The organism is Plantactinospora sp. B24E8, from assembly GCF_039871735.1.
Classification (GTDB): Bacteria; Actinomycetota; Actinomycetes; order Mycobacteriales; family Micromonosporaceae; genus Plantactinospora.
Map to the genome: position 1 here is coordinate 209,114 of NZ_JBDPMH010000002.1, position 25,231 is coordinate 234,344.

At 71.7% G+C, this 25,231-nt stretch carries 23 protein-coding genes and 1 tRNA gene; 11 read left to right on the top strand and 13 right to left on the bottom strand.

The features are described from left to right. Window positions 1-52 precede the first annotated feature (52 nt). The gene (locus ABGB21_RS04825) at window positions 53-1,453 is read left to right on the top strand and encodes a cellulase family glycosylhydrolase (protein ID WP_347653098.1); all 1,401 of its coding nucleotides are present in this window, start codon (window positions 53-55) and stop codon (window positions 1,451-1,453) included. A gap of 93 nt (window positions 1,454-1,546) precedes the next feature. Here the strand turns inward: ABGB21_RS04825 and ABGB21_RS04830 are convergent, their stop codons facing one another. Continuing rightward, window positions 1,547-2,434: an LLM class flavin-dependent oxidoreductase gene (locus ABGB21_RS04830; RefSeq protein WP_347653097.1), complete on the bottom strand. Its 888-nt coding sequence runs from the start codon at window positions 2,432-2,434 to the stop codon at window positions 1,547-1,549. A 272-nt stretch (window positions 2,435-2,706) separates the two neighbouring features. On the opposite strand from ABGB21_RS04830, the gene ABGB21_RS04835 reads away from it, so the two are divergent. Next, window positions 2,707-3,657: a sporulation protein gene (locus ABGB21_RS04835; RefSeq protein ID WP_347653096.1), complete on the top strand. Its 951-nt coding sequence runs from the start codon at window positions 2,707-2,709 to the stop codon at window positions 3,655-3,657. Between the two features lie 135 nt (window positions 3,658-3,792). On the opposite strand, the gene ABGB21_RS04840 is transcribed toward ABGB21_RS04835, so the two are convergent. Further along, window positions 3,793-4,188 (bottom strand): hypothetical protein, encoded by a 396-nt coding sequence (locus ABGB21_RS04840; protein WP_347653095.1) that lies wholly within the window; start codon window positions 4,186-4,188, stop codon window positions 3,793-3,795. Between the two features lie 235 nt (window positions 4,189-4,423). On the opposite strand from ABGB21_RS04840, the gene ABGB21_RS04845 reads away from it, so the two are divergent. Continuing rightward, on the top strand, window positions 4,424-4,819 hold the full coding sequence (locus tag ABGB21_RS04845; protein ID WP_347653094.1) for a hypothetical protein: 396 nt from the start codon (window positions 4,424-4,426) through the stop codon (window positions 4,817-4,819). A 56-nt stretch (window positions 4,820-4,875) separates the two neighbouring features. Here ABGB21_RS04845 and ABGB21_RS04850 read toward each other — a convergent pair whose 3' ends face one another. The 5 genes from ABGB21_RS04850 to ABGB21_RS04870 all read right to left on the bottom strand — a co-directional run bounded on the left by ABGB21_RS04850 (window position 4,876) and on the right by ABGB21_RS04870 (window position 11,087). Continuing rightward, a complete protein-coding gene (locus ABGB21_RS04850; protein WP_347676711.1) occupies window positions 4,876-7,104 on the bottom strand; it encodes an ATP-binding domain-containing protein in 2,229 nt (742 codons plus the stop codon). 478 nt (window positions 7,105-7,582) lie between these two features. Further along, complete coding sequence (locus ABGB21_RS04855; RefSeq protein WP_347676486.1) at window positions 7,583-7,924, bottom strand: hypothetical protein; 342 nt, start codon at window positions 7,922-7,924, stop codon at window positions 7,583-7,585. 175 nt (window positions 7,925-8,099) lie between these two features. Continuing rightward, a complete protein-coding gene (locus ABGB21_RS04860; protein WP_347653093.1) occupies window positions 8,100-9,065 on the bottom strand; it encodes an ABC transporter permease in 966 nt (321 codons plus the stop codon). Continuing rightward, window positions 9,052-9,990, bottom strand: a complete 939-nt coding sequence (locus ABGB21_RS04865) for an ABC transporter ATP-binding protein (protein ID WP_347653092.1) — start codon at window positions 9,988-9,990, stop codon at window positions 9,052-9,054. Before ABGB21_RS04865 ends, ABGB21_RS04860 begins: the two co-directional genes overlap by 14 nt. Beyond that, window positions 9,987-11,087, bottom strand: a complete 1,101-nt coding sequence (locus ABGB21_RS04870) for a sigma-E factor regulatory protein RseB domain-containing protein (RefSeq protein ID WP_347653091.1) — start codon at window positions 11,085-11,087, stop codon at window positions 9,987-9,989. The genes ABGB21_RS04865 and ABGB21_RS04870 overlap by 4 nt, the downstream gene beginning before the upstream one ends. A 97-nt stretch (window positions 11,088-11,184) precedes the next feature. Between ABGB21_RS04870 and ABGB21_RS04875 the strand changes: the two genes are divergently transcribed. Both ABGB21_RS04875 and ABGB21_RS04880 read left to right on the top strand, forming a co-directional pair. After that, entirely contained in the window at window positions 11,185-11,841 is a 657-nt protein-coding gene (locus ABGB21_RS04875; RefSeq protein WP_347653090.1) for a response regulator transcription factor, read from the top strand. Between the two features lie 68 nt (window positions 11,842-11,909). Further along, window positions 11,910-13,451 (top strand): HAMP domain-containing sensor histidine kinase, encoded by a 1,542-nt coding sequence (locus ABGB21_RS04880; RefSeq protein WP_347653242.1) that lies wholly within the window; start codon window positions 11,910-11,912, stop codon window positions 13,449-13,451. Here the strand turns inward: ABGB21_RS04880 and ABGB21_RS04885 are convergent. Together ABGB21_RS04885 and ABGB21_RS04890 are read right to left on the bottom strand one after the other, a co-directional pair. After that, a complete protein-coding gene (locus ABGB21_RS04885; protein ID WP_347676488.1) occupies window positions 13,379-15,205 on the bottom strand; it encodes a tetratricopeptide repeat protein in 1,827 nt (608 codons plus the stop codon). The genes ABGB21_RS04880 and ABGB21_RS04885 overlap by 73 nt on opposite strands. 58 nt (window positions 15,206-15,263) lie before the next feature. Further along, on the bottom strand, window positions 15,264-15,737 hold the full coding sequence (locus tag ABGB21_RS04890) for a MarR family transcriptional regulator (RefSeq protein WP_347653241.1): 474 nt from the start codon (window positions 15,735-15,737) through the stop codon (window positions 15,264-15,266). A gap of 48 nt (window positions 15,738-15,785) precedes the next feature. Between ABGB21_RS04890 and ABGB21_RS04895 the strand changes: the two genes are divergently transcribed. Together ABGB21_RS04895 and ABGB21_RS04900 are read left to right on the top strand one after the other, a co-directional pair. After that, entirely contained in the window at window positions 15,786-16,307 is a 522-nt protein-coding gene (locus ABGB21_RS04895; protein WP_347653087.1) for a VOC family protein, read from the top strand. 48 nt (window positions 16,308-16,355) lie between these two features. Next, on the top strand, window positions 16,356-17,294 hold the full coding sequence (locus ABGB21_RS04900) for a hypothetical protein (protein ID WP_347653086.1): 939 nt from the start codon (window positions 16,356-16,358) through the stop codon (window positions 17,292-17,294). A 68-nt stretch (window positions 17,295-17,362) separates the two neighbouring features. Here the strand turns inward: ABGB21_RS04900 and ABGB21_RS04905 are convergent, their stop codons facing one another. Together ABGB21_RS04905 and ABGB21_RS04910 are read right to left on the bottom strand one after the other, a co-directional pair. Further along, window positions 17,363-17,542, bottom strand: coding sequence for a DUF4236 domain-containing protein (locus ABGB21_RS04905; RefSeq protein ID WP_347653084.1), 180 nt, complete (start codon window positions 17,540-17,542; stop codon window positions 17,363-17,365). 67 nt (window positions 17,543-17,609) lie between these two features. Next, window positions 17,610-18,524 (bottom strand): AraC family transcriptional regulator, encoded by a 915-nt coding sequence (locus ABGB21_RS04910; RefSeq protein ID WP_347676490.1) that lies wholly within the window; start codon window positions 18,522-18,524, stop codon window positions 17,610-17,612. 233 nt (window positions 18,525-18,757) lie between these two features. Here ABGB21_RS04910 and ABGB21_RS04915 point away from each other — a divergent pair, with 233 nt between their 5' ends. Further along, window positions 18,758-20,914, top strand: coding sequence for a glycoside hydrolase family 44 protein (locus ABGB21_RS04915; protein WP_347653082.1), 2,157 nt, complete (start codon window positions 18,758-18,760; stop codon window positions 20,912-20,914). Between the two features lie 133 nt (window positions 20,915-21,047). Beyond that, window positions 21,048-21,824, top strand: a complete 777-nt coding sequence (locus ABGB21_RS04920; protein ID WP_347653081.1) for an SDR family oxidoreductase — start codon at window positions 21,048-21,050, stop codon at window positions 21,822-21,824. Between the two features lie 194 nt (window positions 21,825-22,018). On the opposite strand, the gene ABGB21_RS04925 is transcribed toward ABGB21_RS04920, so the two are convergent. Beyond that, window positions 22,019-22,450, bottom strand: coding sequence for an SsgA family sporulation/cell division regulator (locus ABGB21_RS04925; protein ID WP_101365276.1), 432 nt, complete (start codon window positions 22,448-22,450; stop codon window positions 22,019-22,021). A gap of 300 nt (window positions 22,451-22,750) precedes the next feature. Between ABGB21_RS04925 and ABGB21_RS04930 the strand changes: the two genes are divergently transcribed. Further along, the gene (locus tag ABGB21_RS04930) at window positions 22,751-23,347 is read left to right on the top strand and encodes a TIGR02611 family protein (RefSeq protein ID WP_347676492.1); all 597 of its coding nucleotides are present in this window, start codon (window positions 22,751-22,753) and stop codon (window positions 23,345-23,347) included. A 50-nt stretch (window positions 23,348-23,397) separates the two neighbouring features. Continuing rightward, a tRNA-Val gene (locus ABGB21_RS04935) sits at window positions 23,398-23,469 on the top strand. An 858-nt stretch (window positions 23,470-24,327) separates the two neighbouring features. Here the strand turns inward: ABGB21_RS04935 and sigJ are convergent. After that, a complete protein-coding gene (gene sigJ / locus ABGB21_RS04940; RefSeq protein WP_347653240.1) occupies window positions 24,328-25,206 on the bottom strand; it encodes an RNA polymerase sigma factor SigJ in 879 nt (292 codons plus the stop codon). Window positions 25,207-25,231: the final 25 nt, after the last annotated feature.

Consider the following 25,231-nt stretch of genomic DNA (forward strand, 5'->3'; position numbering starts at 1 on the left):
ACCTGTCCCCGTACGTCCCGCCCCGTTTCCGGGGATCTCTCTGAGGTAGGCCATGAAAACAAGGATCTCTGCCCTTGCCGCGGGCCTGTTCGCACTCGTCGTCGCCGTGGTCGGCACCGTCGCCGTGGTCTCCGGACCGGCTCGCGCGGCGGCCGGTTTCACCATCGGCGGCAGTCGACTCCTGGACGCCAACGGCAACGAGTTCATCATGCGCGGGGTGAGTCACGCGCATACCTGGTACACCAGCCAAACCGGTTCATTCGCCAGTATCAAGTCGCTGGGTGCGAACACCGTACGGGTGGTGCTCAGCAGCGGCCACCGCTGGACCCAGAACAGCGCCAGCGACGTCGCCAACGTGATCAGCCTCTGCAAGCAGAACCGGCTGATCTGTGTCCTCGAGGTGCACGACACCACCGGGTACGGCGAGGAGGGCGCGGCGATCACCCTGGACCAGGCGGTGAGCTACTGGATCAGCATCCAGAGCGCCCTGGCCGGTCAGGAGAACTACGTCATCCTCAACATCGGCAACGAGCCGTTCGGCAACAACGAGAGCGTCAGCGCGAACTGGGCGACCCACACCCGCAGCGCCATCACCCGGCTGCGCAACGCCGGCTTCGACCACACCATCATGGTCGACGCGCCGATGTGGGGCCAGGACTGGCGCTTCATCATGCGGGACAACGCCCAGTCGGTGTTCACCAGCGACCCGGACCGCAACACCATCTTCTCGATCCACATGTACGGCGTCTTCGATACCGCCGCCGAGATCACCGACTACCTCGGCAGGTTCCGCAGTGCCAACCTGCCGATCGTGGTGGGGGAGTTCGGGCACGACCACTCGGACGGCAACCCGGACGAGGACACGATCATGTCGTACGCCCAGCAGAACGGGATCGGCTACATCGGCTGGTCGTGGAGTGGCAACGGGGGCGGGGTCGAGTACCTCGACATGGTGACGAACTTCAACCCGAGTCAGCTGACCTCCTGGGGTCAGCGGATCTTCAACGGGGCGAACGGGATCCGGCAGACCGCCCGGGAGGCGACGGTGTACGGCAGCGTTCCGCCCACCACCCGGCCCCCGACCACGCCGCCCACCACCCGACCGCCGACCAACCCTCCGACCACCCCGCCGACCACCGCCCCGGGCGGCACCCGTGGCTGCTCGGCCACGTACGCGGTCACAGGTCAGTGGCAGGGCGGTTTCCAGGCCGACGTCCGGGTGACCGCCGGCAGCGCCGCGATCAGCGGCTGGACCGTCAGCTGGACGTTCGCCAACGGACAGCGGGTCAACCAGTCGTGGAACGCGACCGTCACCAGCAGCGGTTCGAGCGTCAGCGCCCGCAACGTCTCGTACAACGGCAGTCTCGGCGCCGGGGCGAGCACCGCCTTCGGCTTCATCGGCTCCTGGACCGGTAGCAACAGCGCACCGACGGTGAGCTGTACGGCCAGCTGAGCCACGTACCCCGGTCGGCGGCAGATCCGACCGCGCGGACACCCCGGCCGGTCCCGACCTCCGGGCCCGGCCGGTTCGCGCCGTCGCCGCCCCTCAGCCGGCGTGACGCAGGCGCGGTAGGACCTCGGTGGCCACCTCTTCGAGCACCGCCTCGTCCCCGGCGTACCAACTCGACGACCGCGGCCAGTGGGTCACCACGTCGGTGAAGCCCAGTTCGGCGGCCCGACCGACGGCCTCGGCGAAGTAGTCGGCGCTGGAGAGGGAGAAGACCGGTGCCGAGTCGAGCGACAGATACCGGTCCAGGTTGGCCGGATCCCGGCCGACCGTGGCCAGGATGCCGTCGAGCCGGGCGGAGAGTTCGGCGACGGACCGCCACCAGGCATCGATGTCGTCGGAACCCTGTGCCCCGGTCGTCACCCAGCCCTGACCGTACCGGGCGGCCAGCCGCATCGAGCGCGGCCCGTTCGCGGCCACCACGAACGGCACCCGGGGCGACTGCACACAGCCGGGGTTGCTGCGCGCGTCCACCGCCGCGTAGTAGTCGCCCCGCCAGCTGACCCGGTCGGTACGCAGGAGGAGGTCGAGCAGTTCGGCGAACTCCCCGAACCGGTCGACCCGTTGTCGTGGTGGCAGCGTGTCACCGCCGAGTACCGCGGCGTCGAAGCCGATCCCGCCCGCGCCCAGCCCGAGCAGGGTCCGGCCACCGGAGATGTCGTCCAACGCGGTGACCTCCCGGGCGAAGTGCACCGGATGCCGGAAGTTGGGGGAGGCGACCAGCGTGCCGAGCCGGATCCGCTCGGTCACGGAGGCCGCTGCGGTCAGCGTGCTGACCGCGTCGAACCACGGCCCGTCGACCAGGTCTCGCCAGCCCAGGTGGTCGTAGGTCCAGGCATGGTCGAAGCCCCACTGCTCGGCTCGACGCCACCGGTCCGCCGCCACCGACCAGCGCTGATCGGGAAGGATCACGATGCCGACACGCATGGCCGGAGTCTACGGCCGGGTCGGTGGCCGCCCCGGGCCACGGGTGCCGACCGGGTCCCACCAGCCCGCCCGCCAGGCCCGTCACGGCCCCGGAACCGGGATCGACGGCGCGGTCACTCTAACGAGTGACCGTACGAGCGCTTCCAGCAACCTCACAGCTACGGTGAATAGGGTCACCCCATGGTGTGATGATCCACCGTGGAGGACCGTGCCCGAGATCCGCGGCCATCCGCCGTCACGAGGAGTAACCCTCCGTTTACAGGAGCAACCCTATGGTCTTCAAGAAGATGTTGAGCGCGCTCGGCGTCGGTGGCCCGAGTGTGGACACCGTGCTGACCAACCCGAACACCCGGCCTGGCCTGGTGCTCGACGGGCAGGTGAACCTGCGCGGCGGTGAGACCGCGGCCGACATCGAGCAGATCACTCTCGCCCTGGTCACCCGGGTCGAGATGGAGGCCGGCGACAACGAGTACGCCGGCACCATGGAGTTCTACCGGCTCCCGGTGAGCGGAGCGATGCGGCTGGACGCCAAGCAGGAACTGTCCATCCCGTTCCAGCTCCCGATGCCGTGGGAGACCCCGATCACCGACGTCTACGGCCAGCGGCTGCGGGGCATGACGATGGGGCTGCGTACCGAGCTGGCGATCGCCCGGGCGGTCGACAAGGGCGACCTCGACCCGGTGGCCGTACATCCGCTGCCGGTGCACGAGAAGATCCTCGAGGCGTTCGCCCAGCTCGGCTTCCAGTTCAAGAGCGCCGACCTGGAGCGGGGCCACATCTACGGCGTGCAGCAGACGCTGCCGTTCTACCAGGAGATCGAGTTCTACGCCGCACCCCAGTACGCGCACGCCGTCCGGGAGGTCGAACTGACCTTCGTGACCAGCCAGCAGGGCGTGGACGTCATCATCGAGTGCGACAAGCGGGGCGGGCTGTTCACCTCCGGCCACGACACCGTCGGCCGGTACAGCGTCTCGCACGCCGGCGTCGACCAGGTCGACTGGCGGCAGCAGGTGGAGGCGTGGCTCGGGCAGACCGTCTCCAGCTACACCAGCCACCCCGGTTTCGGCCACGGAGGACTGCCGGGCAAGCAGGGACACCACGGCCACCACGGCGGTGTCGGCGGGGTGGTCGCCGGCGCCGCGCTCGGTGTGGCAGGCGGCATGATCGCCGGGGAACTGCTGGAGGACGCCTTCGAGGGCGACTTCGGCGACTTCGGCGAGTAGCCGACACCCGCGATCGGAACGCGTACGGTAGCGGCCCCCGCCATGGTCGGCGGGGGCCGCTACCGTCAGCTTTCGCTACCGTCGGTCACTCTCCGGCGGCCCGATGCCTCGCACCGGGTGTGCTTCGGGGAGCGGTTACTTGCCGGAACGTCGCCAGGCGTTACCCAGCTTCGACAGACCACGGCTACCGAGGTAGGCGATGGTCAGCAGGGTGATGAAGAACCAGGCCTGGTTCACCGGGAACGGGTCGACCCCGGCGGCGTTCACGCCGGTCCAGGCCGACACGCCCAGCACACCACCGACCGCCAGCAGGTAGACGTACAGTTCGGTGCTCAGGAAAGCCGGTTTCGTCTCGTTGCCGCGGCGTCCACCACGGTCGTCGTCCGCCATCCGCCGCTGCATCTCCGACAGAGTGTCCTGTATCTGCCGGTTGGAGATAGCCTGACTCGACATCTCCCGGGTCGGCGCCGACTGGATGTTCGACATCTGCTGCTGGTCCATCGACTGCCTGGACGGGGTCTGCGTACTCATCTTTTCCTCCTCGGATTCGATGAGATCTCTGGCAATTGCCCTCGTCGGAGCGGTCACGCACCGCCCACTGCGGGGCCACCGGTTGGCTACCCGACCGGGTTGACCACAAACTGTGGTCGCCGGCCGCGATCCCGGCCGCGGCGCCACCTCCGGTCGGCCCGGGCCGGTCCCGCGTTTGTCGACCCGGGCACCGGGGACACGGCACGCAACACACAACGGCGGTGAGGTGGTGGACGTGCGCGACGAGGAGAAGCGGCAACGGTCGGTCAGCCGCGCCGAGCAGCGGATCGGGCACGACGCGTACGGCCCGGGCGCGGTGGACGAGGTCACGCTCCCGGTCGACGAGGGCCGGGCGGCCCACGAACTCGACATCGAGGACCCCGCGGACCGGCCGCCCGACCCGGACGTGCTGCGCGACGGCGGACCGACCCGTAACCGGGGTGTCGTCACCACCACCGGCGGCAGGGCCGGACCGGCGAGCGCCGGTCGGCGCCCCCGGCGACCGGGTGGGAAGGTGGCCCCGACCACCACCGGGGACGCCACGACCGGCGGCACCAACACCCCGGCGAGCGGTACGACCAGCGACGGATCCGGTCAGGCGACGCAGATCGGCAACTTCACCGACAAGTGACCGACAGGTGTGGGAAGGGCCCTCAACCGCGGAGAACGGCTGACAAGGGCCCTTCCTCACGCCGCAGTGCGCAGGATGCCCAGCCGCTGGGTGGCGCGGGTCAGCGCCACGTACAGGTCGTTGCGACCCCGGGACGACTCCGCCACGATCAGGTCGGGGTCGACGACCAGGACCGAGTCGAACTCCAGTCCCTTGGCCTGGGCGACGGTCAGCATCACCACCCGGCTGCGCAGTTCCGGGTCGTCGCCGAGGGCGACCTCCGGCTCGGCCGCCCGGACCACCGGGGTCAGTTCGTCGACCAGGCCGGCCGGCACGATCACCCCGAGCCGTCCGTCGCCGACCTGCGCGACCTCGGCCCGGACCGCCGCGTCGAGCCGGTCCGCCAGTGTGGCCCGGGACACCCGGTCGTCCCACGGCCGTTCACCGGTGCCGCGTACGGCGCGGGGCGGGGTCAGGGTGGGATCGATCTCGGCCAGCACCGTGGCCGCGACCGCCATGATCTCGGCCGGGGTGCGGTAGCTCACGGTGAGCTCCTCCAGGCGCCACCGGTCCCCGACGTACGGCTCCAGCACCCGGTCCCAGGACGAGGCGCCGGCCAGCGCCCCGGTCTGGGCCACGTCGCCGACCAGGGTCATCGACCGGCTCGGGCAGCGGCGCATCAGCACCCGCCAGGCCATCGGGGAGAGCTCCTGCGCCTCGTCGACGATGACGTGGCCGAATGTCCAACCCCGATCGGCCGCCGCCCGTTCGGCGGTGGTCAGCTGCTCACCGTCGACCTGTCGCTCGGCGAGCCGGTCGGCGACGAGTAGGTCGGTGACCTCCAGCACCTCGTCCTCGGCGGCGTCCTCGAACTCGAACGACTTGGATCCGGCGGCGATCTCGAGGACGCCCTCGGCGTACTCGATCTCGGCCTGGCGCTGGCGTTCGGCCCGTTCCCGGGCGGCGCGGTCGTCCTCGCCGAGCAGTTCGGCCGCCTCGTCGAGCAGCGGTACGTCGGCCGGGCTCCAGCCTCCCCGGGGCTCGCGGTGCAGGAGTGCCCGTTCGGCGTCGGTGAGGTGCGGGGTAGCCGCCGCGAGCCGCGCGTCGGAGGCGAAGAGGCCGGCGACCACCTGTTGCGGGGTGAGCACCGGCCAGAGCCAGTCGAGCACCGCCTGCACCTCGGGCTCGGTCCGCAGCTCGCGGCGGAACTCGGCGAGATCCGCCTCGTCGAGCAGGTTTTCCCCACCCAGCGGGTCGGCGCCGATCCGCTGGGCGAGCTGGTCGGCGAGGGCGTGGATGATCTCGATTTCGAAGAGCGGCCGGGCCAGGTTGTGCGGGCGGTCCATCCGGCGTACCCGGTCCCGGGCGGCGGCGATGGTGGCCGGTTCCAGCAGCAGGGTGTCCCGCTCGATGTTGATCTCCACGGGCTCGTCCGGCACCCGTTCCCGGTCCCGGATCGCGGCGGTCAGCACCTCCACCATGTCGAGCCGGCCCTTGAGTTCGGCGACCTCGGCCGGCTCCGGCCGGGTGGCGGTGATCCCGGGGAAGAGCTCGCCGACCGTGCGGAGCAGCACCCCGGTCTCGGCGAGCGTCGGCAGCACCTGGGAGATGTACCGCAGGAACGTGGCGTTCGGGCCGACCAGCAGCACGCCCCGGGTGGAGAGGATCTGCCGGTGGGTGTAGAGCAGGTACGCGGCCCGGTGCAACGCGACCGCGGTCTTGCCGGTACCCGGCCCGCCCTGGACCACCAGCACCCCGTCCAGGTCCGCCCGGATCACCTGGTCCTGTTCGGCCTGGATGGTCCGGACGATGTCGGTCATCCGCCCGGTACGGCTCGCGTTCACCGCCGCCAGCAGGGCGGCCTCGCCGGTCAGGCCACCGGTGTTCCGGCTGCCGACCAGGGTCGCGTCGGCCAGGTCGAGCACCTCGTCGTCCAGCCCGACCACCTCGCGGAACCGGGTCCGGATGTGCCGGCGTCGACGTACCCCGTCCGGGGCGGCGGCGGTGGCGAGATAGAACGGCCGGGCCGCCGGGGCGCGCCAGTCCAGCAGCAGGGCCTCGCGCTCGCCACTGCTGTCGAAGATCCCGATTCGACCGACGTAGCGGCGGGTGCCGTCGTCGAGGTCGAGACGGCCGAAGCAGAGGCCGTGCTCGACCGCGCCGAGACGGTCGACGTGGTCGGTGTACATCCGTACCGTGCCGTCGCGCTGCGAGCGCTCCTGCTGGGTGCCGCCGGAGTTGCGCAGCGTGGTGGCGAGTCGCTGGGCGGCCTGGGCCCGCAGCCCGTCGAGTCGCTGGTAGAGCATGGAGACGTACTGCTGCTCGCCGGCGATCTCGGCACCGGAGGTGTCGTCCGGGGAGGTGCCGGTCCCGGCGGCGGTCGTCGGGCCCGGTCCGGGCCCGGTGTCGGCACCGGTCGGGTCACCGACCGCCTCCGTCGTGGTACGTCGGACGGTTTTGTCGTGGCGTCGTTCGTCGTGCGAAACGCCGGAGTGCTTTGACAAACTGTCGCTCCATCGTTTAAGCTGTTCCCGAACGGCATTTGTTGCCGTTCTTTTTTTGTGCCGAACTGATAAAAGATAGCGCGTCCGGATTGCCGCGGCCAGATTGCCGCGGGTCTGTCACTCCGGCGAAATCGTTCGGCTCTCCGGGGCGGGTGCCACGTCCCGTGCGGGCGCCGCTGCGGTCGGGGAAAGCCGACCGGGCACGGCCCGCCGTCGCCCCCGCCGGATCTGCTCGGCGGTGCGGACGGAGGCCGTGCCCGGGTGAACCGTGGGGCGTGGCTCAGCAGGAGCCGGTGCCGTCGTACGAGCCGAGGTTGATGCCCCAGGACTCGGACTCCCAGCGGATGTACGTCGCGTACCCGCGCGCGGGGGCGGTCTTGCACACGTCCGGACCGCCACCAATGATGATCTTGCGCTTGGCGGACGCGCTGCCGCAGTTGTAGAAGGTCCAGTACCACTTGCGCTGCCGGGTCACGCTGTCGACCCGCTGCCAGCCGTCGTAATCGACGGTGACACCGCACGGGTCGGGGCCGGCGACGGCCGGGGTCGGCACCGACAGGGTCGCCGCGATCGCGGCCGTACTCAGGGCAAATGCCAGTGCCTTACGACTGAGGGCGGGCATGGGGACTCCTCGGGGGTGAGCGGGGGATCGGCGGATCTCTCTGATCGCCGGCTGAATACTGCCTACAGTCGTCAGCCGGATCAACGTCCAGACATCGATCATGAGCGAATCTTGAGCTTGGCGGGGACGCGACCGTCCCGGACCTGTCACCGGCCGGCCCGGGACGGCACCGACGTCAGCTGGTGACGTCGCGTCCGCCGAACCGGGCCCAGGCCGCGGAGAGGAAGACCGCGATGTACCCCGCCGCCGAGAGCAGCCCTGGTCGGAGCGCGTCGAACGACACCGGATCGCGGAGCAGTTCGGCGAAGTCCTGCCAGTGGTGCGTCAACAGGTACGGGTGCAGCCAGTCGAGCTGCGGGATCGCGTCGAGGACCTGGCTGGCCACCGCCAGCATGGTGATCGCGATGGTGGCACCCATCGGCTGCTCGGTCAGGGTCGAGACGAAGAGCCCGAGCGCGCCGAGCGCGCACAGCCCGACCGCGAGATAACCACAGACGCCGAGCAGCCTCAGCAACCCCTCGCCGAAGCCGACCTGGGTGCCGGAGAGCAGGGTGACCGGCCCGCCACCGAAGAGCGCCAGCCCGGCCAGCAGACCGACGACCGCGACCAGCAGCGTGACGACAACCGCGAACACCACGATGCCGGTGTACTTGACGGCCAGCAGCCGGTTGCGGCCGACCGGGACGGTCAGCAGGTAGCGCAGGGTGCCGAGGTTGGCCTCGCCGGCCACGCTGTCCCCGGCGATCGCCGCCACCGCGACCGGCAGGAACAACCCGATCTGTACGCCGAGCGCGGCCAACGCGACAAAAAAGCCGTTGCCGGTGATCGCGGAGAAGAAACCGGGGTCGTGGGCACCGGCCGTCGGCGGACCGGTGACGCGCATCGCGATGGCGATGATCACCGGGATCGCGGCGAGTGCCGCCATCCCGGCCTGGTTGCGGCGCCGCCCGAAGATCAGGCGAAGTTCGGAATGGAGGAACCGGGCGGTGTGGGACCGAGGTCGGCCGACCGACGCCGTCCCGGAGGCCGCGTCCGGCGCGTCCCCGGACCCGGAAAACCCGTTCCGGGGCGTCTCGCCGGACCCGGGAACCCCACCCCGGGGACCGTCGCCGGCAGCCGGCGTCGTGTCAACCGCTGACATGAAAACCCTCCCCGGTGAGGGATACGAAGAGTTCCTCCAGGTCCGGCGCGGTGACCGCGAATCCGCGTACCGGGATGGCGGCGTGCACCAGTGCGGCGACGACCTTCTCCGGTGGCACCGCGCCGAGCACCCCGGTCGCCTCCCGGGCGGACGTGCCGACCTCGACCAGACCGAGTTCCCGCAGCACCAGGGCCGCCTCGGCGGGCCGGTCGGTCTCCACCCGGGCCCGGGGCGCCGCCGACGCGCGCAGGTCGGCCAACGGTGCCTGGGCGACCAGCCGGCCCCGGTGCATCACCCCCACGTCGGTGCAGACCTGCTCCACCTCGGAGAGCAGGTGGGTGGAGAGCAGCACGGTGGCGCCCTCGGCGGCGATCTCGGTGAGCAGGGCGCGTACCTCCCGGGTGCCCTGCGGGTCGAGCCCGTTGGTCGGCTCGTCGAGGATCAACAGATCCCGGGGCCGCAGGATCGTCGCGGCCAGGGCCAGCCGCTGCCGCATGCCCAGCGAGTACGCCCGGTACCGCTTGCCCGCCGCCGCACCCAACCCGACCCGGTCCAGCGCCGCGCCGATCCGCGCCGACGCCGTCCGGGGGTCGGCGGTACGGTCCGCCGCGTCGAACCGGCCAAGGTTCTCCAGCCCGGACAGGTACGGATGGAACGCCGGACCCTCGACCAGCGCGCCGATCCGGGGCAGCACCCGGGCCGCCCCGTCCGGCATCGGCTCGCCGAGCAGGCGGTGCCCGCCCGTGGTCGGCCGGACCAGACCGAGCAGCATCCGGATCGTGGTGGTCTTGCCGGAACCGTTCGGCCCGAGGAAGCCGTACACCGAGCCGCGCGGGACCGCCAGGTCGACGGCGTCCACCGCGACCTGGCGGCCGAACCGCTTGCCCAGCCCCTCGCTCTGCACCGCCAACCCGGCGGAACTCATCGGCCGTTCTGGGCGACGTCGTAGAGCCGTTCCGGGGTCACCGCGCCGGCCAATACCCGCCCGTCGTCGGTGAGCAGGACGGTGAAGAGCTTGCTCGTCAGCACCCGACCGCTGCCCCAGGCGCCGCTCACCTTCGGGAACGCCTCGAGGAGGCCGGTCAACCCGGCACCCTCGGCACCGCCGGGAGCGGACCGGGTGAGGTCGGCGGCGTCGGGCAGCCGGCCGACGAGGACCGTGGTCCACCCCGTACCGACGGCCTTCGGCCGCTCGGCGTGCTCCGGTACGTCCGGCTTCCGCGACGGGTCGACCTGCTCCTCGGTCACCGTGGTGCCGGGCGGCGGGTTGAAGGTGAACTGGGCCGGATCGGGACGGTCGAAGTCGACGTGGGTGAAGGCGACCTCGAACGCCGGCTGGCGGGTGCCCTGTGGCACCACCTGGAAGCGCAGCGGTACGTGTTCCGCGGCGTCGATCGCGATCTTGACCTGACCGACCAGCGAGGTCGCGTCCCGGGGAGTGAGCACCAGTTCGTAGGCGTCCCGCCCGGCGACCGAGGTCGACCGTCCGACACTGACCCGGGTGCTCGGGTCGATCGCGGCGAGCGCCTGCTCGGCCGCCTCCTGCGGGGTGGCCGGCAGGTGGGCGACGTCGGGCCGGTGGCGGTCCCCCGGGTCCGACAGGGTGCTGTGGGTCGCCTGGTTCTGCTGACTGTCCCAGACCCAGACGTCCTGGCCGTTGCGGATCACGTCGGTCTCGCCGAGCGTGCCGAGCAGGGCGACCCGGGTCTGGTCCGGACCGGCGTACCAGACCCGCAGCGTGTGCGTGCCGGAGACCAGCGAGGCCAGGTCGGCGTTGCCCCGTCCGCCGATTCCGGGCAGGCTGGGCAGGCCCAGGTCGGCGCGTTTGATCACGGTGCCGGAGAGCCCGTCCAGGCGGGCGGTCTGCAGGTCGACGAGAAGTTGGGCGGCGCTGCGTTCGGGCAGGCTCGGTTCGGCCGCCGAGGCGAACGTGCCGATCGCCGCACCGCCGGCGACGATCGCCACGGCGGTTCCGGTCGGCACCAGCCAGCGCAGCGCGGGCCGGGTGTTGAAGACGGACATGGGCGTACCTCCTGCTCCCATCCTGCGCCCCGGGCACTGTGAAACCGCTGAGAACCGCCGCTGGTCCCGGCCCGCCCGGGGATGGCACGCTTGGGCGGTGCGACTGCTGGTGGTGGAGGATGAGGCCCGGCTGGCCACGGCGCTGCAGCGTGGGCTGCAGGCCGAGGGGTTTGTCGTCGACGTGGCCACCACCGGGCCGGAGGGGCTCGACCTCGCCCGACACGGCGGCTACGACGCGATGATCCTGGACGTGATGCTGCCCGGGCTCTCCGGCTATCGGGTCGTCCGGCAACTGCGGGCGGAGCGGCACTGGCTGCCCGTCCTGATGCTCTCCGCCAAGGACGGCGAGTACGACCAGGCCGACGGGCTCGACTGCGGCGCCGACGACTACCTGACCAAACCCTTCTCGTACGTGGTCCTGCTCGCCCGGCTCCGCGCGCTACTACGCCGGGGGGCTCCGCGTCGCCCGGTGGTGCTGGTGGCCGGCGACCTGACCCTGGACCCGGCCCGCCGTCGGGTGACCCGGGCCGGCGTGGAGGTGGAGCTCACCGCCCGCGAGTACGCCCTGCTGGAGTACCTGCTGCGGCGGGCCGGCGAGGTGGTGTCCAAGACCGAACTGCTGGACCACGTCTGGGACGCGAGTCTGCGTACCGCGCCGAACGCCGTCGAGGTGTACGTCGGCTACCTGCGCCGCAAGCTCGGCCGGGACCGGCTGGAGACGGTCCGGGGCGCCGGCTACCGGCTGGTCACGTGAGTCGGGCGGACGCCGCACGGCGTCGGGGGTGGCGGCTCTGGCTGCGGCTGAGCCTGCGTGCCCGACTGATGATCATCGGGGTGGCCGGGCTCGCCGCCGGGCTCGCGGTCGGTGGTCTGGTGCTGCTCGGCGCCCTCGGCTACGCGCTGCAGCGCACGGTGGACACCGAGGCGCTCAAGACTGCGGAAGCGGTGGCCCGGCTGGCCGGTGAGAACGCCCTGCCCGACCCGTTGCCGGTGGCCGGCAACCAGGTCCGGGTGCAGGTGGTCGACGGGCAGGGCCGGATCCGGGCCGCGTCGATCGACGCCGACCGGCTGGTGCCGATGCTCTACCCGGACGAGCTGCGCAGCTTCCACGCCGGCGAACGGGACCGGTTCTACCTGCGGGGACAACGGCTCGGGTGGGACGGCCCGATCCGGGTCGTGGCGGTACCCGCCGGACCGGCCGCCGACCCGCAGACGGTGCTGGTGGCCAAGTCGACCGCGGACGTCCGGCACAGCGTGACCATGGTACGGACCATCCTGCTGATCAGTTTTCCGCTGCTGCTGCTCGGACTCGCCGCCGTGGCCTGGCGGGTGATCGGGGCGACCCTGCGGCCGGTGGAGGCGCTGCGGGCGGGCGCCGAGGAGATCACCGGTGGGGCCCGGCCGGGTCGGCTGCCGGTGCCCGCGTCCCGGGACGAGATCCACCGGTTGGCGGTGACCCTGAACGGGATGCTGGGCCGGCTGGAGTCGGCCCGGGCCCGCCAGCGGGCCTTCGTCGCCGACGCGGCGCACGAGCTGCGCAGCCCGTTGGCCAACCTGCGGACCCAGTTGGAGGTGGCGCAGCGGCTCGGTGCCACCACCGACTGGCCGGCCGTCGCCGAGGACCTGCTCGCCGACACCCAGCGGCTGAGCCGGCTGGTCGACGATTTGCTGCTGCTCGCCCGGTTCGACGACCCGGGCGGCGGCCGCCGCCGGTCGGCCACCCCGGTCGAACTCGGCGAGCTGCTGGCCGACGTCGCCGACCGGTACCCGTCGCCGCCGGTGCGGGTCCGACCACCAAGGTCGCCACTGTGGGTGCTGGGGGAGCCGGACGCCCTGACCCGGGTCCTGGCCAACCTGCTCGACAACGCGGTACGGCACACCGGCAGCGAGGTGGTGCTGGAGGCGGCGGCCGGCGGCTGGGACGGGCCGGCGTACCACCTGGTCGCGGTGACCGACGACGGGCCGGGCATCCCGGCCGAGGACCGGGACCGGGTCTTCGACCGGTTCACCCGACTCGACGACGCCCGGGCCCGGGACGCCGGTGGTGCCGGTCTGGGCCTGGCCATCGTCCGGGAACTGGTCCGCCGGCAGGGTGGCACGGTGACCCTCGGAGACGCGGAGCCCGGCCTACGGGTCGAGGTACGGCTGCCCGCCGCGGACCGTGCGGCGCGCGAGGTCGGTCCGGCGTCGGACCCCGGCGAAACCGACAGGATTCCCGCCCACCGGCCGGACGACGGGCCCGCCCACCGGCCGGACAGGACGCCGGGCGGGTCGGCCGACGCGGCGCCCGGTCAGCGGGCCGGTGCGGCCCCGGGACGGTCGGTGCAGACCGGGTCGGCGCGCCCCACCACGTCGGCCGAGTAGACCACCGCGACCGTGAAGCAGTAGTTGGTCCGGACGTCCAGGCTGTAGACGACGTAACCGGTGGAGCCGGCCGGCAACTCCTGGAAGGCTCTGGGTTCCTGTCCGGCGCGCCCGCCGGCGAGTACCACCGATCCCTCGGCGCCGGCCGGGTAGGTCCAGGTCAGCGTCACACTGGTGCGATCGTCCACCAGGGTCAGGTCACCCGGTGGGCTGCCGGGGGAGGCGGGCGGTGCCGACGCCGGGGTGGAGATGGCGGCGCCGGTCCCGGTGGATGGTGTGTCGGGCGGCGGGTCGCTCCCGCCGTCGGTCGACCCGAAACCGATCGCCACCGCCGTGGTGCCGGCCAGGACCAGCAGGACGAGGCCGCCGACGATGACCGGCGGCCGTCGCCAGACCGGGCGGGCCGGCCGGGGAATCCGGGCCGGGAGCCGGGCGGACCGCCGCTCGGGCAGGTGCCGGACCCGGCGTACGCCGTCCGCCTCGTCGGGATCGCCGGCAGGCAGCCGGGGCGGGCCGCCGTCGTGCCAGCGCTGCTCCGGGTATTCGTCTCCGGCGAACTCCGGTACCGCCGGCGGCAGCGGCGGCACCGGTCGGGGGCGCGGGACGGGGCCGATGACGTTGTCCGCCGGATCCGGCGTGACCGGCGTGACCTGCTCCGGCGGCCACCGGTCCGGCTCCGGGTCGAGGTCCGGGTCGTCGCCGTACCGACCGGCGGGGACGGTGCCGAACTCCGTCGGCCGCCAGTCGGGGGCGCTGCGGGGTGGCGGCACCCCGGGCCGGGGTTCCCGGTCGGCGTCGGGCGCGGCCGGTGCCGACCAGCGGGGTGGCGGGTCGACCGGCGGCGCGGGTGGGAGTCGGGGCGGCGGCACCGTCGGCGGGTACCCCGGTTCCGGGTACCTCGGCGCGGGATCGCCCCACTCGCCGGGGCGCCGGTCAGTGGAGGGCTCGACCCGGTGCGGCTCGGCGTACGCGGGTCTGGCCCGGGCGGGGTCGGCGGGCGGGGTGCCGGTGCGGGCCTGGGGGATCGGGGAGCCCGTCGCCGCCGCGGTCGCCGGGTCGGTGCAGGCGTGCCCCGGGTCGGCGCCGGCGGCGGCGAGCGCCCCGATCTGCGCGGCCAGTGGATGGTCGGCGGGCAGGTGCTGCCGGCACAGTTCCCGGGCGAGCGCCAGCCGTTCGTGCGCCGAGGTGTGGAGTCCACAGTCCCGTTCCATCGTGCCGAGCCGGGCGAGCATCCGGATGCCGGCCGGATGGCCGTCGCCGTACACCTCGCGGTGCAGTTCCCAGGCGTCCTGCAGGCGGCTGCGGGCGACGGCGCACTCGCCCTGGGCGTACTCGACGGTGGCCAGGTCGGCGTGCGCGGCGAGCACCCGCAGCGACTCGGGCCCGTCGGTGGCGGTCAGTTCGATGATGACGTCGCGGTACAGGTCGGCGGCGGGGGCGTGGCTGCCGACCCGGTGCAGGACGGCGGCCAGCGTCGCCGCCGTGGCGACGGTCCGCTGGTCGGTCGGTCCGTACCGTCGGGCGGCGGCGGAGTACGCGAACGTGGCCCAGGTCCGGGCGGCGGCCGCGTCGCCGAGGGTGACCAGTACCCGGGCCTGGAGTCCGGCCGCGTCCGCCACCTCCGGCGGTGCGTCGTCGGCACCCGGATCGACGTCGCGCAGTGCCGTGCCGAGCAGATCCCGGGCGCCGGTCAGGTCGCCCGCCGCGACGAGCGCGTGGGCCTGCTGGGTGAGTTCAGCGAAGCCGGAAGTCACGCCTCATCGTGCTTGGCCGGCGACGTTCAGTACAAGGGGGCGGGTGGGGGCAGTTCGGTCATGACGCGCGGCCGTCCGGGTCGAGATGGGCGACCAACGCCTCACTGATCCGCCGCAACTGGTCGACCTGCTCCCGGCTGAGTTGGTCGAACAGGTGCCGGCGTACGCCCTCGACGTGCCCGGGTGCGGCGGCGGCGAGGGCCTCGAAGCCCGGGTCGGTCAGTACGGCGACCTGGCCGCGTCGGTCGGTGGGGCAGTCCTGGCGGCGTACCCAGCCGGACTCCTCGAGGCGGGCCACCGCGTGGGAGAGCCGGCTGCGGGAGCCCCCGGTCGCCTCGGCCAGTTCGGACATCCGCAGTTGGCGGTCGGGCGCCTCGGAGAGTCGGACCAGGATCTCGTAGTAGGCGTGCGGCATGCCGGCGTCGTGCTGCAGTTCGCGGTCCAGGGTGGCCATCAGGGCCCGGGAGGCGCTCAGGAAGGCGCGCCAGGCGCGGTTCTCGTCGGGATCGAGCCAGCGGGTCATGACCACCATCATAGGCAAGTAGTTGAACGCTCAACCAAATTGGGCTACCGTGGGGACATGGGCATCCATCGACTCAACCACGCCGTACTCTTCGTCCGTGAGCTCGCCCGCAGCGCCGCCTTCTACCGCGACGTGCTGGGCTTCCGCCAGGTCGCGATGACCCCCGACGGATTCACCGGCGCCGCGTTCCTGCAGGCACCCGGCTCCACCAACGACCACGACCTCGGCCTGTTCGAGGTCGGCGCGGACGCCGGCCCGTCCGGCGCCGGCCGCACCACCGTCGGCCTCTACCACCTGGCCTGGGAGGTGGACACCCTCGACGAACTGGAGGCGACCGCCGCCCGGCTCGCCGAGGCCGGCGCGCTCACCGGCACGTCCGACCACGGCAGCACCAAGAGCCTCTACGCCCGGGACCCGGACGGACTCGAGTTCGAGGTGGTCTGGCTGGTACCGGCCGACCGGCTGGACGAGGCCGCCCTGGCGGCCCGCAAGCGGATCTCCCGCCTCGACCTGGCCCGGGAGAAGCAGCGGTACGGGGGACAGACCCGTGGCGGGGTGGGCATCTCCGTCCCGGTCTGAGGCGGGGGCGGTGTGCCCGGTGCGGGACGGGCACGGTACAACCGCAGCATGTCCGCTGACCCGATCGGCCCCGTCACCCGCCACCTGCTGGTCCGTCACCTCGCCTCCTGGGTGCCGGACGCGCTGCGCCGATCCCGGCGGGCGACCTTCGTCCAGGCGTACGCCGGTCCCGACGGCGACACGGCCGGGGCCGCCCTCCGGGCCCTCGGCCGGGCCGCCGGTGGGTCGCGGGGACGGCAGCTGACCGTACTGACCGTCGTCGGGCCGACCGACGACCTGCTCGCCCGGCACGCCGCGCTCGCGGCCGAACTGCCGGCGGAGGTGACCGCGCACCCGGTGGCCGGTGACCTCACCCGGCTGCCGGTGGTGCTGAAGGCGGCCGCCGCGGCCGCCGCCCCGCTCTTCGGCTACCTGGACGCGGTCGGCGGACCGCCGGTCGACGGCGACGTCCTCGCCGCGGTCGTCGCCGGTCGGCCGGCGGAGCTGCTGCTGGTACTCGACCCGGCCGCCCGGGCCGGGGGCGAGCTCCGGCAACGGCTGAACGACGCCGGGTTCCCGCTGGTGTCCGAGGTGGAGCTGGTCGTCGACCCGGCGCCCGGGCCGCCCGGCCGTGGCGGGCGCCTGCTCGTCTTCGCCACCGCCTACGGCAAGCGGCTGGAGGCGTTCAAGGATGCGCTCTGGACGGTGGACCGGGAAAGCGGCGTCCGGTTCCGCGACCCGCACGACCCCGAGGGGCGCCTGGTGGATCCCACGCCGGTTCCGGCTCCGGAGCCGCTACGTCACGAACTCCTCGACCGGCTGACCTCCACCGGCCCGGCGTCGGTGACGCAGTTGCGGCAGTTCACCGCCGAGCGGACCGTCTACCGCGCCGGAGACGCCAACCAGGTGCTGGAGCACCTGGTGGCCAGCGGCGAGGTCAACCGGGAACCCCTGGCCGGGCGGCTCTCCGGGGACACGATGATCACTGTCGGCGCACCGGCCGGATGACCGGGTCCGGGCCCGGACACGCCGCGGGGCGCCGACGAGTCGGCGCCCCGGCTTCCGGCGGTGACGGGTCACCGCCGGGACTTGTCCTGCTTCCAGGAGAGCGGTCCGGGCAGATCCACCCGGTGCGCCCGGGCTCGGGAGTTCCAGGACCAGCGACCGATCTTGATGCTCCACGAGGAGAAGCCGTTCTCGGTGAAGTTGAGGATCAGCGGACCGATCTTCTTGCGCTTACGGAACATCAGACCCACGGCCGTGCCCCCTTCGAGAATGTGTGTCAACCGGCGGTGACCACACAGTTCCCCGTACGTTTGTTCGTCAAACCGCTGACCCTCCGATGAGGACGGTCTCGGGCCGGGCCGGGCCCCGGTGACGGAGCCGGAAGGCACCCGGGCTCTGGCCCACCTCCCGCTGGAAGAACCGGCCGAAGTTCGTCGGCTCGGCGAAACCGAGCCGACGACCGACCCCGGCCACCGGCAGGTCGGTCGCCGCGAGCAGCCGCCTGGCCTCCAACGCGACCCGGTCGTCGACGATCTGCTTCGCGCTGCGCCCGGTGGCCGCCAGGCAGGCCCGGGTGAGGGTACGCACCGAACAGCCGAGCCGACCGGCGTAGTCCTCGACCCGCCGGGTCTGCCCGTACGACCGCTCGATCTCGTACCGCAGTCGCCGGTAGGTGCCCCCGCTCTCGTCCGTCGCCCCGTCCCGCCGGTCGTCCCGCTCCGGACCGCCCGGCAGCAGCGCCAGCCGCAGCAGCAGGACGGCGAGCTGGTGACGGAGCAGGTCGACCGCGACGTCCCCGATAGGGTGCCGCTGGCAGTCGACGACGAGTTGACTGACCTCGTTGATCACCGCGTCCTCGTCCTCGCCGGCCAGCTGCCAGTAGCCGGTCCCGCCCGGCGGGGCGGCGACGGGTGCCAGTCCCAGTTCGCGGGTAGCCTCCGGAGCCCAGCTGACCAGGATGGCGTCGAGTCCGCCCGGTTCGCCGTGGTGGACGACCTGACCAGGCTGTGCCCAGATCAGCGAGCCGGGGCGACAGGGATAGCCGCGGAAGTCGACCTCCTGGGTGCCGTGTCCGACCGTGACCAGCAGGAGCAGGTGGCGGTCGAGCAGCCGGGGACGGCGGTGGACCGGATCCGACGAGAAGTCACGCAGGGTGAAAGTGTGGATGCCGGCGTGTCGCGGCCCGGGCGGCGAACCGTTCGACTCGTCGGAGCCATGACCGAATCGGAGCATCGCCTCGACGGTAGCCCGGAACGGGCGGCGGCGCAGCACCCCGCGCCGTGACCGGCCGTCGAACCTCCGGCATCCATCGACGTTCGACGTTGACCGCGGGGGTGGCCGGTGGATAACCTGAGCGCCGTCCGGGCCGACGAACGACGCGCGGGGCGACAGCGAGCCACGCCCGACCGTCATCCCACCGCGCCCACCCCGACCCCGGGTGGGCGGCAAGGAGCCCGGGAGATTCCATGCGTCGCAGCTTCACCCTGCTGGCCTCCGTCAGCGTCGTACTCGTCGCCACGGGTGGCGGGCTCGTCGTCACCGGCGGTCCGGCGTACGCCGAGCCGGGGCCGGCCCTCGAGGTCGACCTCCGGTTGGACCGCCATCCGATCAGCCCGCACATCTACGGCATGAACTTCGTCGACGAGGCCCTGGCCGCCGAACTGTCCCTGCCGGTACGGCGCTGGGGCGGCAACGCCACCACCCGCTACCACTACCGGTACGACACCACCAACCGCGCCTCGGACTGGTTCTTCGAGAACATCGCGGAGGCCAACGACAATCCCGAGGCGCTGCCGGACGGGTCCTCCACCGACCGTTTTGTCGAACAGGACCGGCGTACCGGGACGGACACGGTGCTCACCGTGCCGCTGATCGGCTGGGCGCCGAAGGCTCGTGACGGCTCCTGCGGCTTCTCCGTGACGAAGTACGGCCCGCAGCAGCGTACCGACGAGTGGCGCCCGGACTGCGGCGACGGCATCCGTCCGGACGGCACCCCGGTGACCGGCAACGACCCGCACGACACCAGCGTCGAGGTCGGACCGGAGTACGTCCGGGAGTGGCTGCGCCATCTGACCGGCAAGTACGGAACGGCAGCCGAGGGCGGGGTCCGGTTCTACAACCTGGACAACGAGCCGGACATCTGGCACCACACCCACCGGGACGTGCACCCGACCGGGGCGAGCTCGGCGGAGCTGCGCGACCAGGCGTACGCGATCGGGGCGGCGATCAAGGAGGTCGACCCGACGGCGGCCACCCTCGGCCCGGTCGGCTGGGGCTGGACCTCCTGGGACCACTCCGGACTCGACCAGGAGGTCTGCGGGCGTACCGGCTGTTGGGCGAACCCACCCGACCGGCCGAACCGGGACGGACTGCCGTTCAGCACCTGGTATCTGCAGCAGATGCGGGACTACGAGGAGGAACACGGGCAGCGGGTCCTCGACTACTTCGACATGCACTTCTATCCGCAGGCTGCCGGGGTGGCGTTCGGCAACGGCAACGACCCGGCGACCAACGCGCTGCGGCTGCGGTCCACCCGGGCACTGTGGGACCCGACGTACACCGACGAGAGCTGGATCAACACACAGGTCCGGCTGGTGCCCCGGATGAAGGAACTGGTGGCGGCGAACTACCCGGGTACGAGAACCGCCGTCACCGAGTACAACTGGGGTGCGTTGGACCACGTCAACGGCGCGTTGGCGCAGGCGGACGTACTCGGGATCTTCGGTCGGGAGGGGCTCGACCTGGCGACGCTCTGGGCACCGCCCGGTGCCGACCAGCCGGGCGCGTACGCCTTCCGGATGTACCGCAACTACGACGGGGCCGGCGGCCGGTTCGGCGACATCGGGGTCCGGGCGACCAGCGCGGACCAGGAGAAGCTCTCGGTCTACGCGGCACAGCGCGGCGACGACGGCGCACTGACCGTGATGGTGGTCAACAAGGCCGGGGTCGAGCAGACGAGTACTCTGACGCTGCGCGGGCCGATCGGGCTCGACGCCCGGGTCCACCGGTACGGCGCCGCCGACCCCACCTCGATCGTCCGCGCACCCGACCAGCGGATCCTGGTGCCGCCGCCGACCGCCGGCGCGGCGAACGGTCTGCTGACCCACACCTTCCCGGCGGACTCGGTGACCCTTTTCGAGATCGACGCGGCGGTTTCGGTGACTCCGCCCGAGCTGACCTACCGCAACCTGGACCGGTCGCCGACCGACCGGTGGATCAGGCCGGCGGTCCAGTTGCGCAACGCCGGCCCGGACCCGGTCGACCTCTCCCGGATCACCGTCCGGTACTGGTTCACCCGCGACTCGGGCCGGGCCCCGGTCCGGGCCGACTGTGACCGGGCCGGCCGGCTCGGCTGTGACCGGGTCACCCGGCGGGTGGTGACGCTGCCGGCCGCCCGGCCCGGCGCGGACGGCTATCTGGAGGTCGGGTTCACCCCAGCGGCCGGGGTCCTGGCGCCGGGCGCCAGGCTCGGTCCGGTCGAACTGCGGCTGTGGAAGACCGACCGGTCACGGTTCGTCGAGGCGGACGACCACAGCTGGCGGACGGGTCGGCCCGACTTCGCCGGTACGGACCGGATCACCGTCCATCTGGACGGGGTACGGATCGCCGGGGTCGAACCGTGACGCCGTACGGCCGTCCGGCTTGACCGGACGGGGTGGCAGAGGGTAGACCCGAACGACATTCGGATCGTGGGTCGTCGCGGCGGCGGGGCAGCCGTCGTCGCGACGACCGCGGTCGCTTCCGGAAGAGGTGTCGATGCCCGGACTGTTCGCGGTTGATGACAAGACGGTGCTGGTCACGGGCGGGACCCGGGGGATCGGGCTGATGATCGCCCAGGGATTTGTCGAGGCCGGCGCCCGGGTCATCGTCTCCTCCCGCAAGCCGGACGTCTGCCTGGCGGTCGCCGAGCGACTCTCCGGCTACGGCCGGTGCGAGGCGATCCCGGCGGACATCTCGACCGCGGCGGGGGCGACCCGGCTGGCCGAGGCGGTGCTCGCCCGGGTCCCGGCGTTGGACGTACTGGTCAACAATGCCGGCGCGACGTGGGGAGCGCCGCTGGAGGCGTATCCGGAGAGCGCGTTCGACAAGCTGTGGGCGGTCAACGTCAAGGCGGTCTTCCAGTTGACCACCGCCCTGCTGCCGGCGTTGCGTGCCTCGGCGACCGCCGACGACCCGGCCCGGGTGATCAACATTGGTTCGATCGACGGCATCCGGGTCCCCTGGATGGAGGTGTACGCCTACGCGGCGACCAAGGCGGCGGTGCACATGTTGACCCGCAGCCTCGCCCACCAGCTCGCCCCGGAGCACATCACCGTCAACGCGATCGCCCCGGGCCCGTTCGAGAGCAAGATGATGGCGTTCGCGCTCGACGACCCGGCGACCCGCGCCACGATCGAGCACCAGGTGCCGCTGGGTCGGATCGGACGCCCCGACGACATGGCCGGGGCGGCGATCTATCTGGCCTCGCGGGCCGGGGCGTACCTCACCGGCGCGGTCATTCCGGTCGACGGGGGCATCACCACGCACGGCTGAACAGCGGTGGCGCGGCGGGAACGATACTGATATCCGGCTCGGAACAGGGTCGGCGCGGAAAAGGCCGGCGATCGCCGCCAAAACCGGAATTGCCGGGCCGGGGCGGAATGAATCGGGCGAACAACCGCCGCGCGGACTCGGCAGGTCCGCGCGGCGTGGTGAAGGTTACTGACTGTGACTTTCCTGAACGGTTGTCACCGTCCGGCGAGCAGCCGGTTGACGGCGGTGTCGACGTCCAGGTGGTCGCCCTCCCGACCCCGGGGCACCACCACGTACGTCCGGCGTAGGAACCTGACCAGGACGCTGCGTGGCACCTCGAAGAGGGCGTTACCGTCGGGTGATGAGAGCGCGAGCGCGACGAAGTCGCCCCGGGGTGTGGCCCAGGGCCAGACCCGGACGTCGCCGATCCCGGCCGGCTCATCCAGCCCGGTGACGAGCAGTTCCCGCGCGAAGGACCAGCTCACCGCTTCGCCTCCGGCGGATTCCGCGTGGAACAGGACATGGACCGCATACGGGTCGGCTGGGTCGTAGCGCAGGCTGGCACGCACGGGCAGGGCCGTGGCGTCAGGTGCAACGAGCCTTAACGACGTCTCGACCTCGACCGTGGTTGGTCGGATGACACTCATGGACGTTCTCCCCCCGGCACCGCTGCGGGACGTACGTGTCCCGCCTTTCCCATCCTCAGGTGCTACTCATGGTTACGCTCCGCCATACGCTGATATCACCCAGTAGTGGTAAGGGCCTGCCGAGCTGCGGATCGAAATCGAATCTTTATGTAGGATGTCCAGTTCCATCCCGGTTACTCGATCCCCACCCGACGACGCCAGGTGGTTCAGCCGTCGACTTACTCCGGTAACGTCCAGTCGTCCTGTTGGGTGACGGGCCGGGCCACACTGGGGGTTGAAATGCCGACCAATCCATCCTCAATGGAGAAAGTGCCTCCGACCGGGATGAGGGTGGCGACCGGCGACCTCGCCGGTGGTGGGGCGGTGGGAAAGGGGCGGAGGTACGACGTGCCGGAGGATCAGCGCGTCCCACGGGGGGACCGGCCGACATCCCCGACGGGGGATCATCCATCAACGGTTGCCGCCGAGTCTGGGGCGGCGGGCGGCGTCCGCACCGAACCGGCGCCCCGGTGGCGGCGGATCCGGACCACCCTGGAGATCATCCGGGCGAACCCGACCGGGCGGATCACGCTGAAGGTGGCGGTGGCGGTCGCCGGCGCGATCGTCGTCCTGCTCGGCCTCGCGCTGATCCCGCTGCCCGGACCGGGCTGGTTGATCGTGATCGGTGGACTGGGCATCTGGGCGGTGGAGTTCCACTGGGCCAAACGGCTGCTGAACTTCACCCGTCGGCACGTCCAGTCCTGGGCACGTTGGGTACGTGAACAGTCGCTTCTGGTGAGGATGGTCCTCGGATCGGTCGGCCTCGTTTTTGTCGCCGTGGTGCTCTGGCTCTCCCTACGGGCCAGCCTGGGGATCGACGTCCTCGCCCGCTTCATGCACTACATCGCCACCCACTGACCCCGGAGATGCGCGCCGGGGACCCGATCAGGTACAGTTCACGGCGCTGAGGGCGATTAGCTCAGCGGGAGAGCGCTTCGTTCACACCGAAGAGGTCACTGGTTCGATCCCAGTATCGCCCACTGCCTATGCGGCCAGTTCACGCGGCTCGTTACCGAATCTTCGGTAACGAGCCGTTCTGGTTCTGCTCCTTACGGGCCATCATCCACCAGGCGACCGTGCGCTCGAAGATGCCCGTCGCTCACCGAGACCTGCATGCGACGAACAGACTTCGTACCGAGGGCACGTCCAACCTGGTAAGGCTGGCGGATCGCGTCGGTGTCGGGCGGTTCGTGACGCAGTCCTTTGTCTTCGGCTACGGGTATCACGACCATGGAACCACGCCGGTCACGGGGGACAAGCCCTTCGGCGGACCAGGACGCGGAGGATTCGATCGGCATCTGACAGCGATGCGGACGAACGAGGAGCTCGTGCTCGCAACGGCTTCGATCGAGGGGGTCGGTCTCCCTGCGATACGGGATGTTCTACGGGTTCGAGTCGAACACGCTCGGACTGCTCGACCAGGCGGAGCGTGAGAACCTGGTGGCTCCGCGACAGGGATCGACCGTGTCGATGGTTCACCTCGAGGAGTGGCTGCCGCGGCCGTGGCCGCATTGGCGAACGGGCGTGCCGGGAGCGCATACAACGTCGCCGACGACCAGCCGTGCACGTGGACCTCCTACCTGCAGGCGGTCTCCGCCGCGGTCGGCGGGCGACCGCCGCTGCTGTTGCCGAACGGGCTGCTGCGCGTCTCGCCCTACCTCGGAATGCTTGTGGTGCGCGCAGGCCTGAGCCTGGACAGCGGCAGGGCCAAACGGGAACTCGGCTGTAAGCCGCGTTCTCCCGCAGTCGACGACGGTCTACAGGACGTCGTGCGCGATCCGACCGCAGCTGACCGCCCCCGCGGGATCCCTCGTGCGCGGAAGTCGTCGGCTAGCGGCTCAGCTCCAGCGCTGGAGCTTGTCGGGGTTGAGGACCGCCCAGATATGCGTGATTCTGTTTTCGTCGATGTCGAACGCGAGGACCGTCACCGTGGCTCCGTCCTGCTGCACCGCGAGCCCAGGCTGACCGTTTACCACGCACTCGACCAGGGCCGCGCTGGCAGGCATTTGTTCAGCGATGGTGAGGTAGTGGCGGGCGACGTGCTCGGCGCCTTCGATCGGCCCGAGTGCCGCCTGCGCCAGTCCGTTGCTGTCGGCGATCGCTGTTACGTCGGGATCGAGGAGGCCGATCAGAGCTTCGATGTCCTGGGCCTCCCATGCCTTTTTGAACGCCCGAACCGCCTCGGCCTGCCGGTTCCTCGACATCTGGGTCACGTCGAACAAGCGGGCCCGGCGACGGGCTGACGAGGCGAGCTGGCGGCATGCCGCGGGCGTTCGACCGACGATCTTTGCGACCTCGGGGAACGGGTACCCGAAGACATCGTGGAGGATCAGGGCGACACGCTCAGCCGGGGTCATGGCTTCGAGCGTGACGAGGAAGGCCATGGTGACCGACTCGTCGAGGGTGATCCGGTCTGCGGGGTCACCGGCACCGCCCCGCCCCTCGCTCGCGCTTGACCACGCTGCGGACTCGGGTAGCGGCTCGGGGATCCATTCTCCGACGTACCGTTCTCGACGTGCTCGCGCCGAGCCAAGTACGTCCAGGCAGATGCGGCCCGCGACCGTGGTCAGCCACCCGCCCGGGGACTGGGTGGCGTCTCGCTGCTCCGCAGACATGGCGTACCAGCGGGCGTAGGTCTCCTGGACGGCATCCTCCGCTTCGGCAAGAGAGCCCAAGAGCCGGTAGGCGAGGTTGATCAGGTGGCGCCGCTCGCTCATCACCGCGTTCAGCCCCGAGTCGTCC

Coding starts and splice junctions, on each gene's coding strand:
- ABGB21_RS04825 (WP_347653098.1), top strand. CDS start 53: ATGAAAACAAGGATCTCTGCCCTTGCCGCGGGCCTGTTCGCACTCGTC.
- ABGB21_RS04830 (WP_347653097.1), bottom strand. CDS start 2,434: ATGCGTGTCGGCATCGTGATCCTTCCCGATCAGCGCTGGTCGGTGGCG.
- ABGB21_RS04835 (WP_347653096.1), top strand. CDS start 2,707: ATGGTCTTCAAGAAGATGTTGAGCGCGCTCGGCGTCGGTGGCCCGAGT.
- ABGB21_RS04840 (WP_347653095.1), bottom strand. CDS start 4,188: ATGAGTACGCAGACCCCGTCCAGGCAGTCGATGGACCAGCAGCAGATG.
- ABGB21_RS04850 (WP_347676711.1), bottom strand. CDS start 7,104: ATGCTCTACCAGCGACTCGACGGGCTGCGGGCCCAGGCCGCCCAGCGA.
- ABGB21_RS04855 (WP_347676486.1), bottom strand. CDS start 7,924: ATGCCCGCCCTCAGTCGTAAGGCACTGGCATTTGCCCTGAGTACGGCC.
- ABGB21_RS04860 (WP_347653093.1), bottom strand. CDS start 9,065: ATGTCAGCGGTTGACACGACGCCGGCTGCCGGCGACGGTCCCCGGGGT.
- ABGB21_RS04865 (WP_347653092.1), bottom strand. CDS start 9,990: ATGAGTTCCGCCGGGTTGGCGGTGCAGAGCGAGGGGCTGGGCAAGCGG.
- ABGB21_RS04870 (WP_347653091.1), bottom strand. CDS start 11,087: ATGTCCGTCTTCAACACCCGGCCCGCGCTGCGCTGGCTGGTGCCGACC.
- ABGB21_RS04880 (WP_347653242.1), top strand. CDS start 11,910: ATGATCATCGGGGTGGCCGGGCTCGCCGCCGGGCTCGCGGTCGGTGGT.
- ABGB21_RS04890 (WP_347653241.1), bottom strand. CDS start 15,737: ATGGTGGTCATGACCCGCTGGCTCGATCCCGACGAGAACCGCGCCTGG.
- ABGB21_RS04895 (WP_347653087.1), top strand. CDS start 15,786: ATGGGCATCCATCGACTCAACCACGCCGTACTCTTCGTCCGTGAGCTC.
- ABGB21_RS04900 (WP_347653086.1), top strand. CDS start 16,356: ATGTCCGCTGACCCGATCGGCCCCGTCACCCGCCACCTGCTGGTCCGT.
- ABGB21_RS04910 (WP_347676490.1), bottom strand. CDS start 18,524: ATGCTCCGATTCGGTCATGGCTCCGACGAGTCGAACGGTTCGCCGCCC.
- ABGB21_RS04915 (WP_347653082.1), top strand. CDS start 18,758: ATGCGTCGCAGCTTCACCCTGCTGGCCTCCGTCAGCGTCGTACTCGTC.
- ABGB21_RS04920 (WP_347653081.1), top strand. CDS start 21,048: ATGCCCGGACTGTTCGCGGTTGATGACAAGACGGTGCTGGTCACGGGC.
- ABGB21_RS04925 (WP_101365276.1), bottom strand. CDS start 22,450: ATGAGTGTCATCCGACCAACCACGGTCGAGGTCGAGACGTCGTTAAGG.
- ABGB21_RS04930 (WP_347676492.1), top strand. CDS start 22,751: ATGGAGAAAGTGCCTCCGACCGGGATGAGGGTGGCGACCGGCGACCTC.
- sigJ (WP_347653240.1), bottom strand. CDS start 25,206: ATGAGCGAGCGGCGCCACCTGATCAACCTCGCCTACCGGCTCTTGGGC.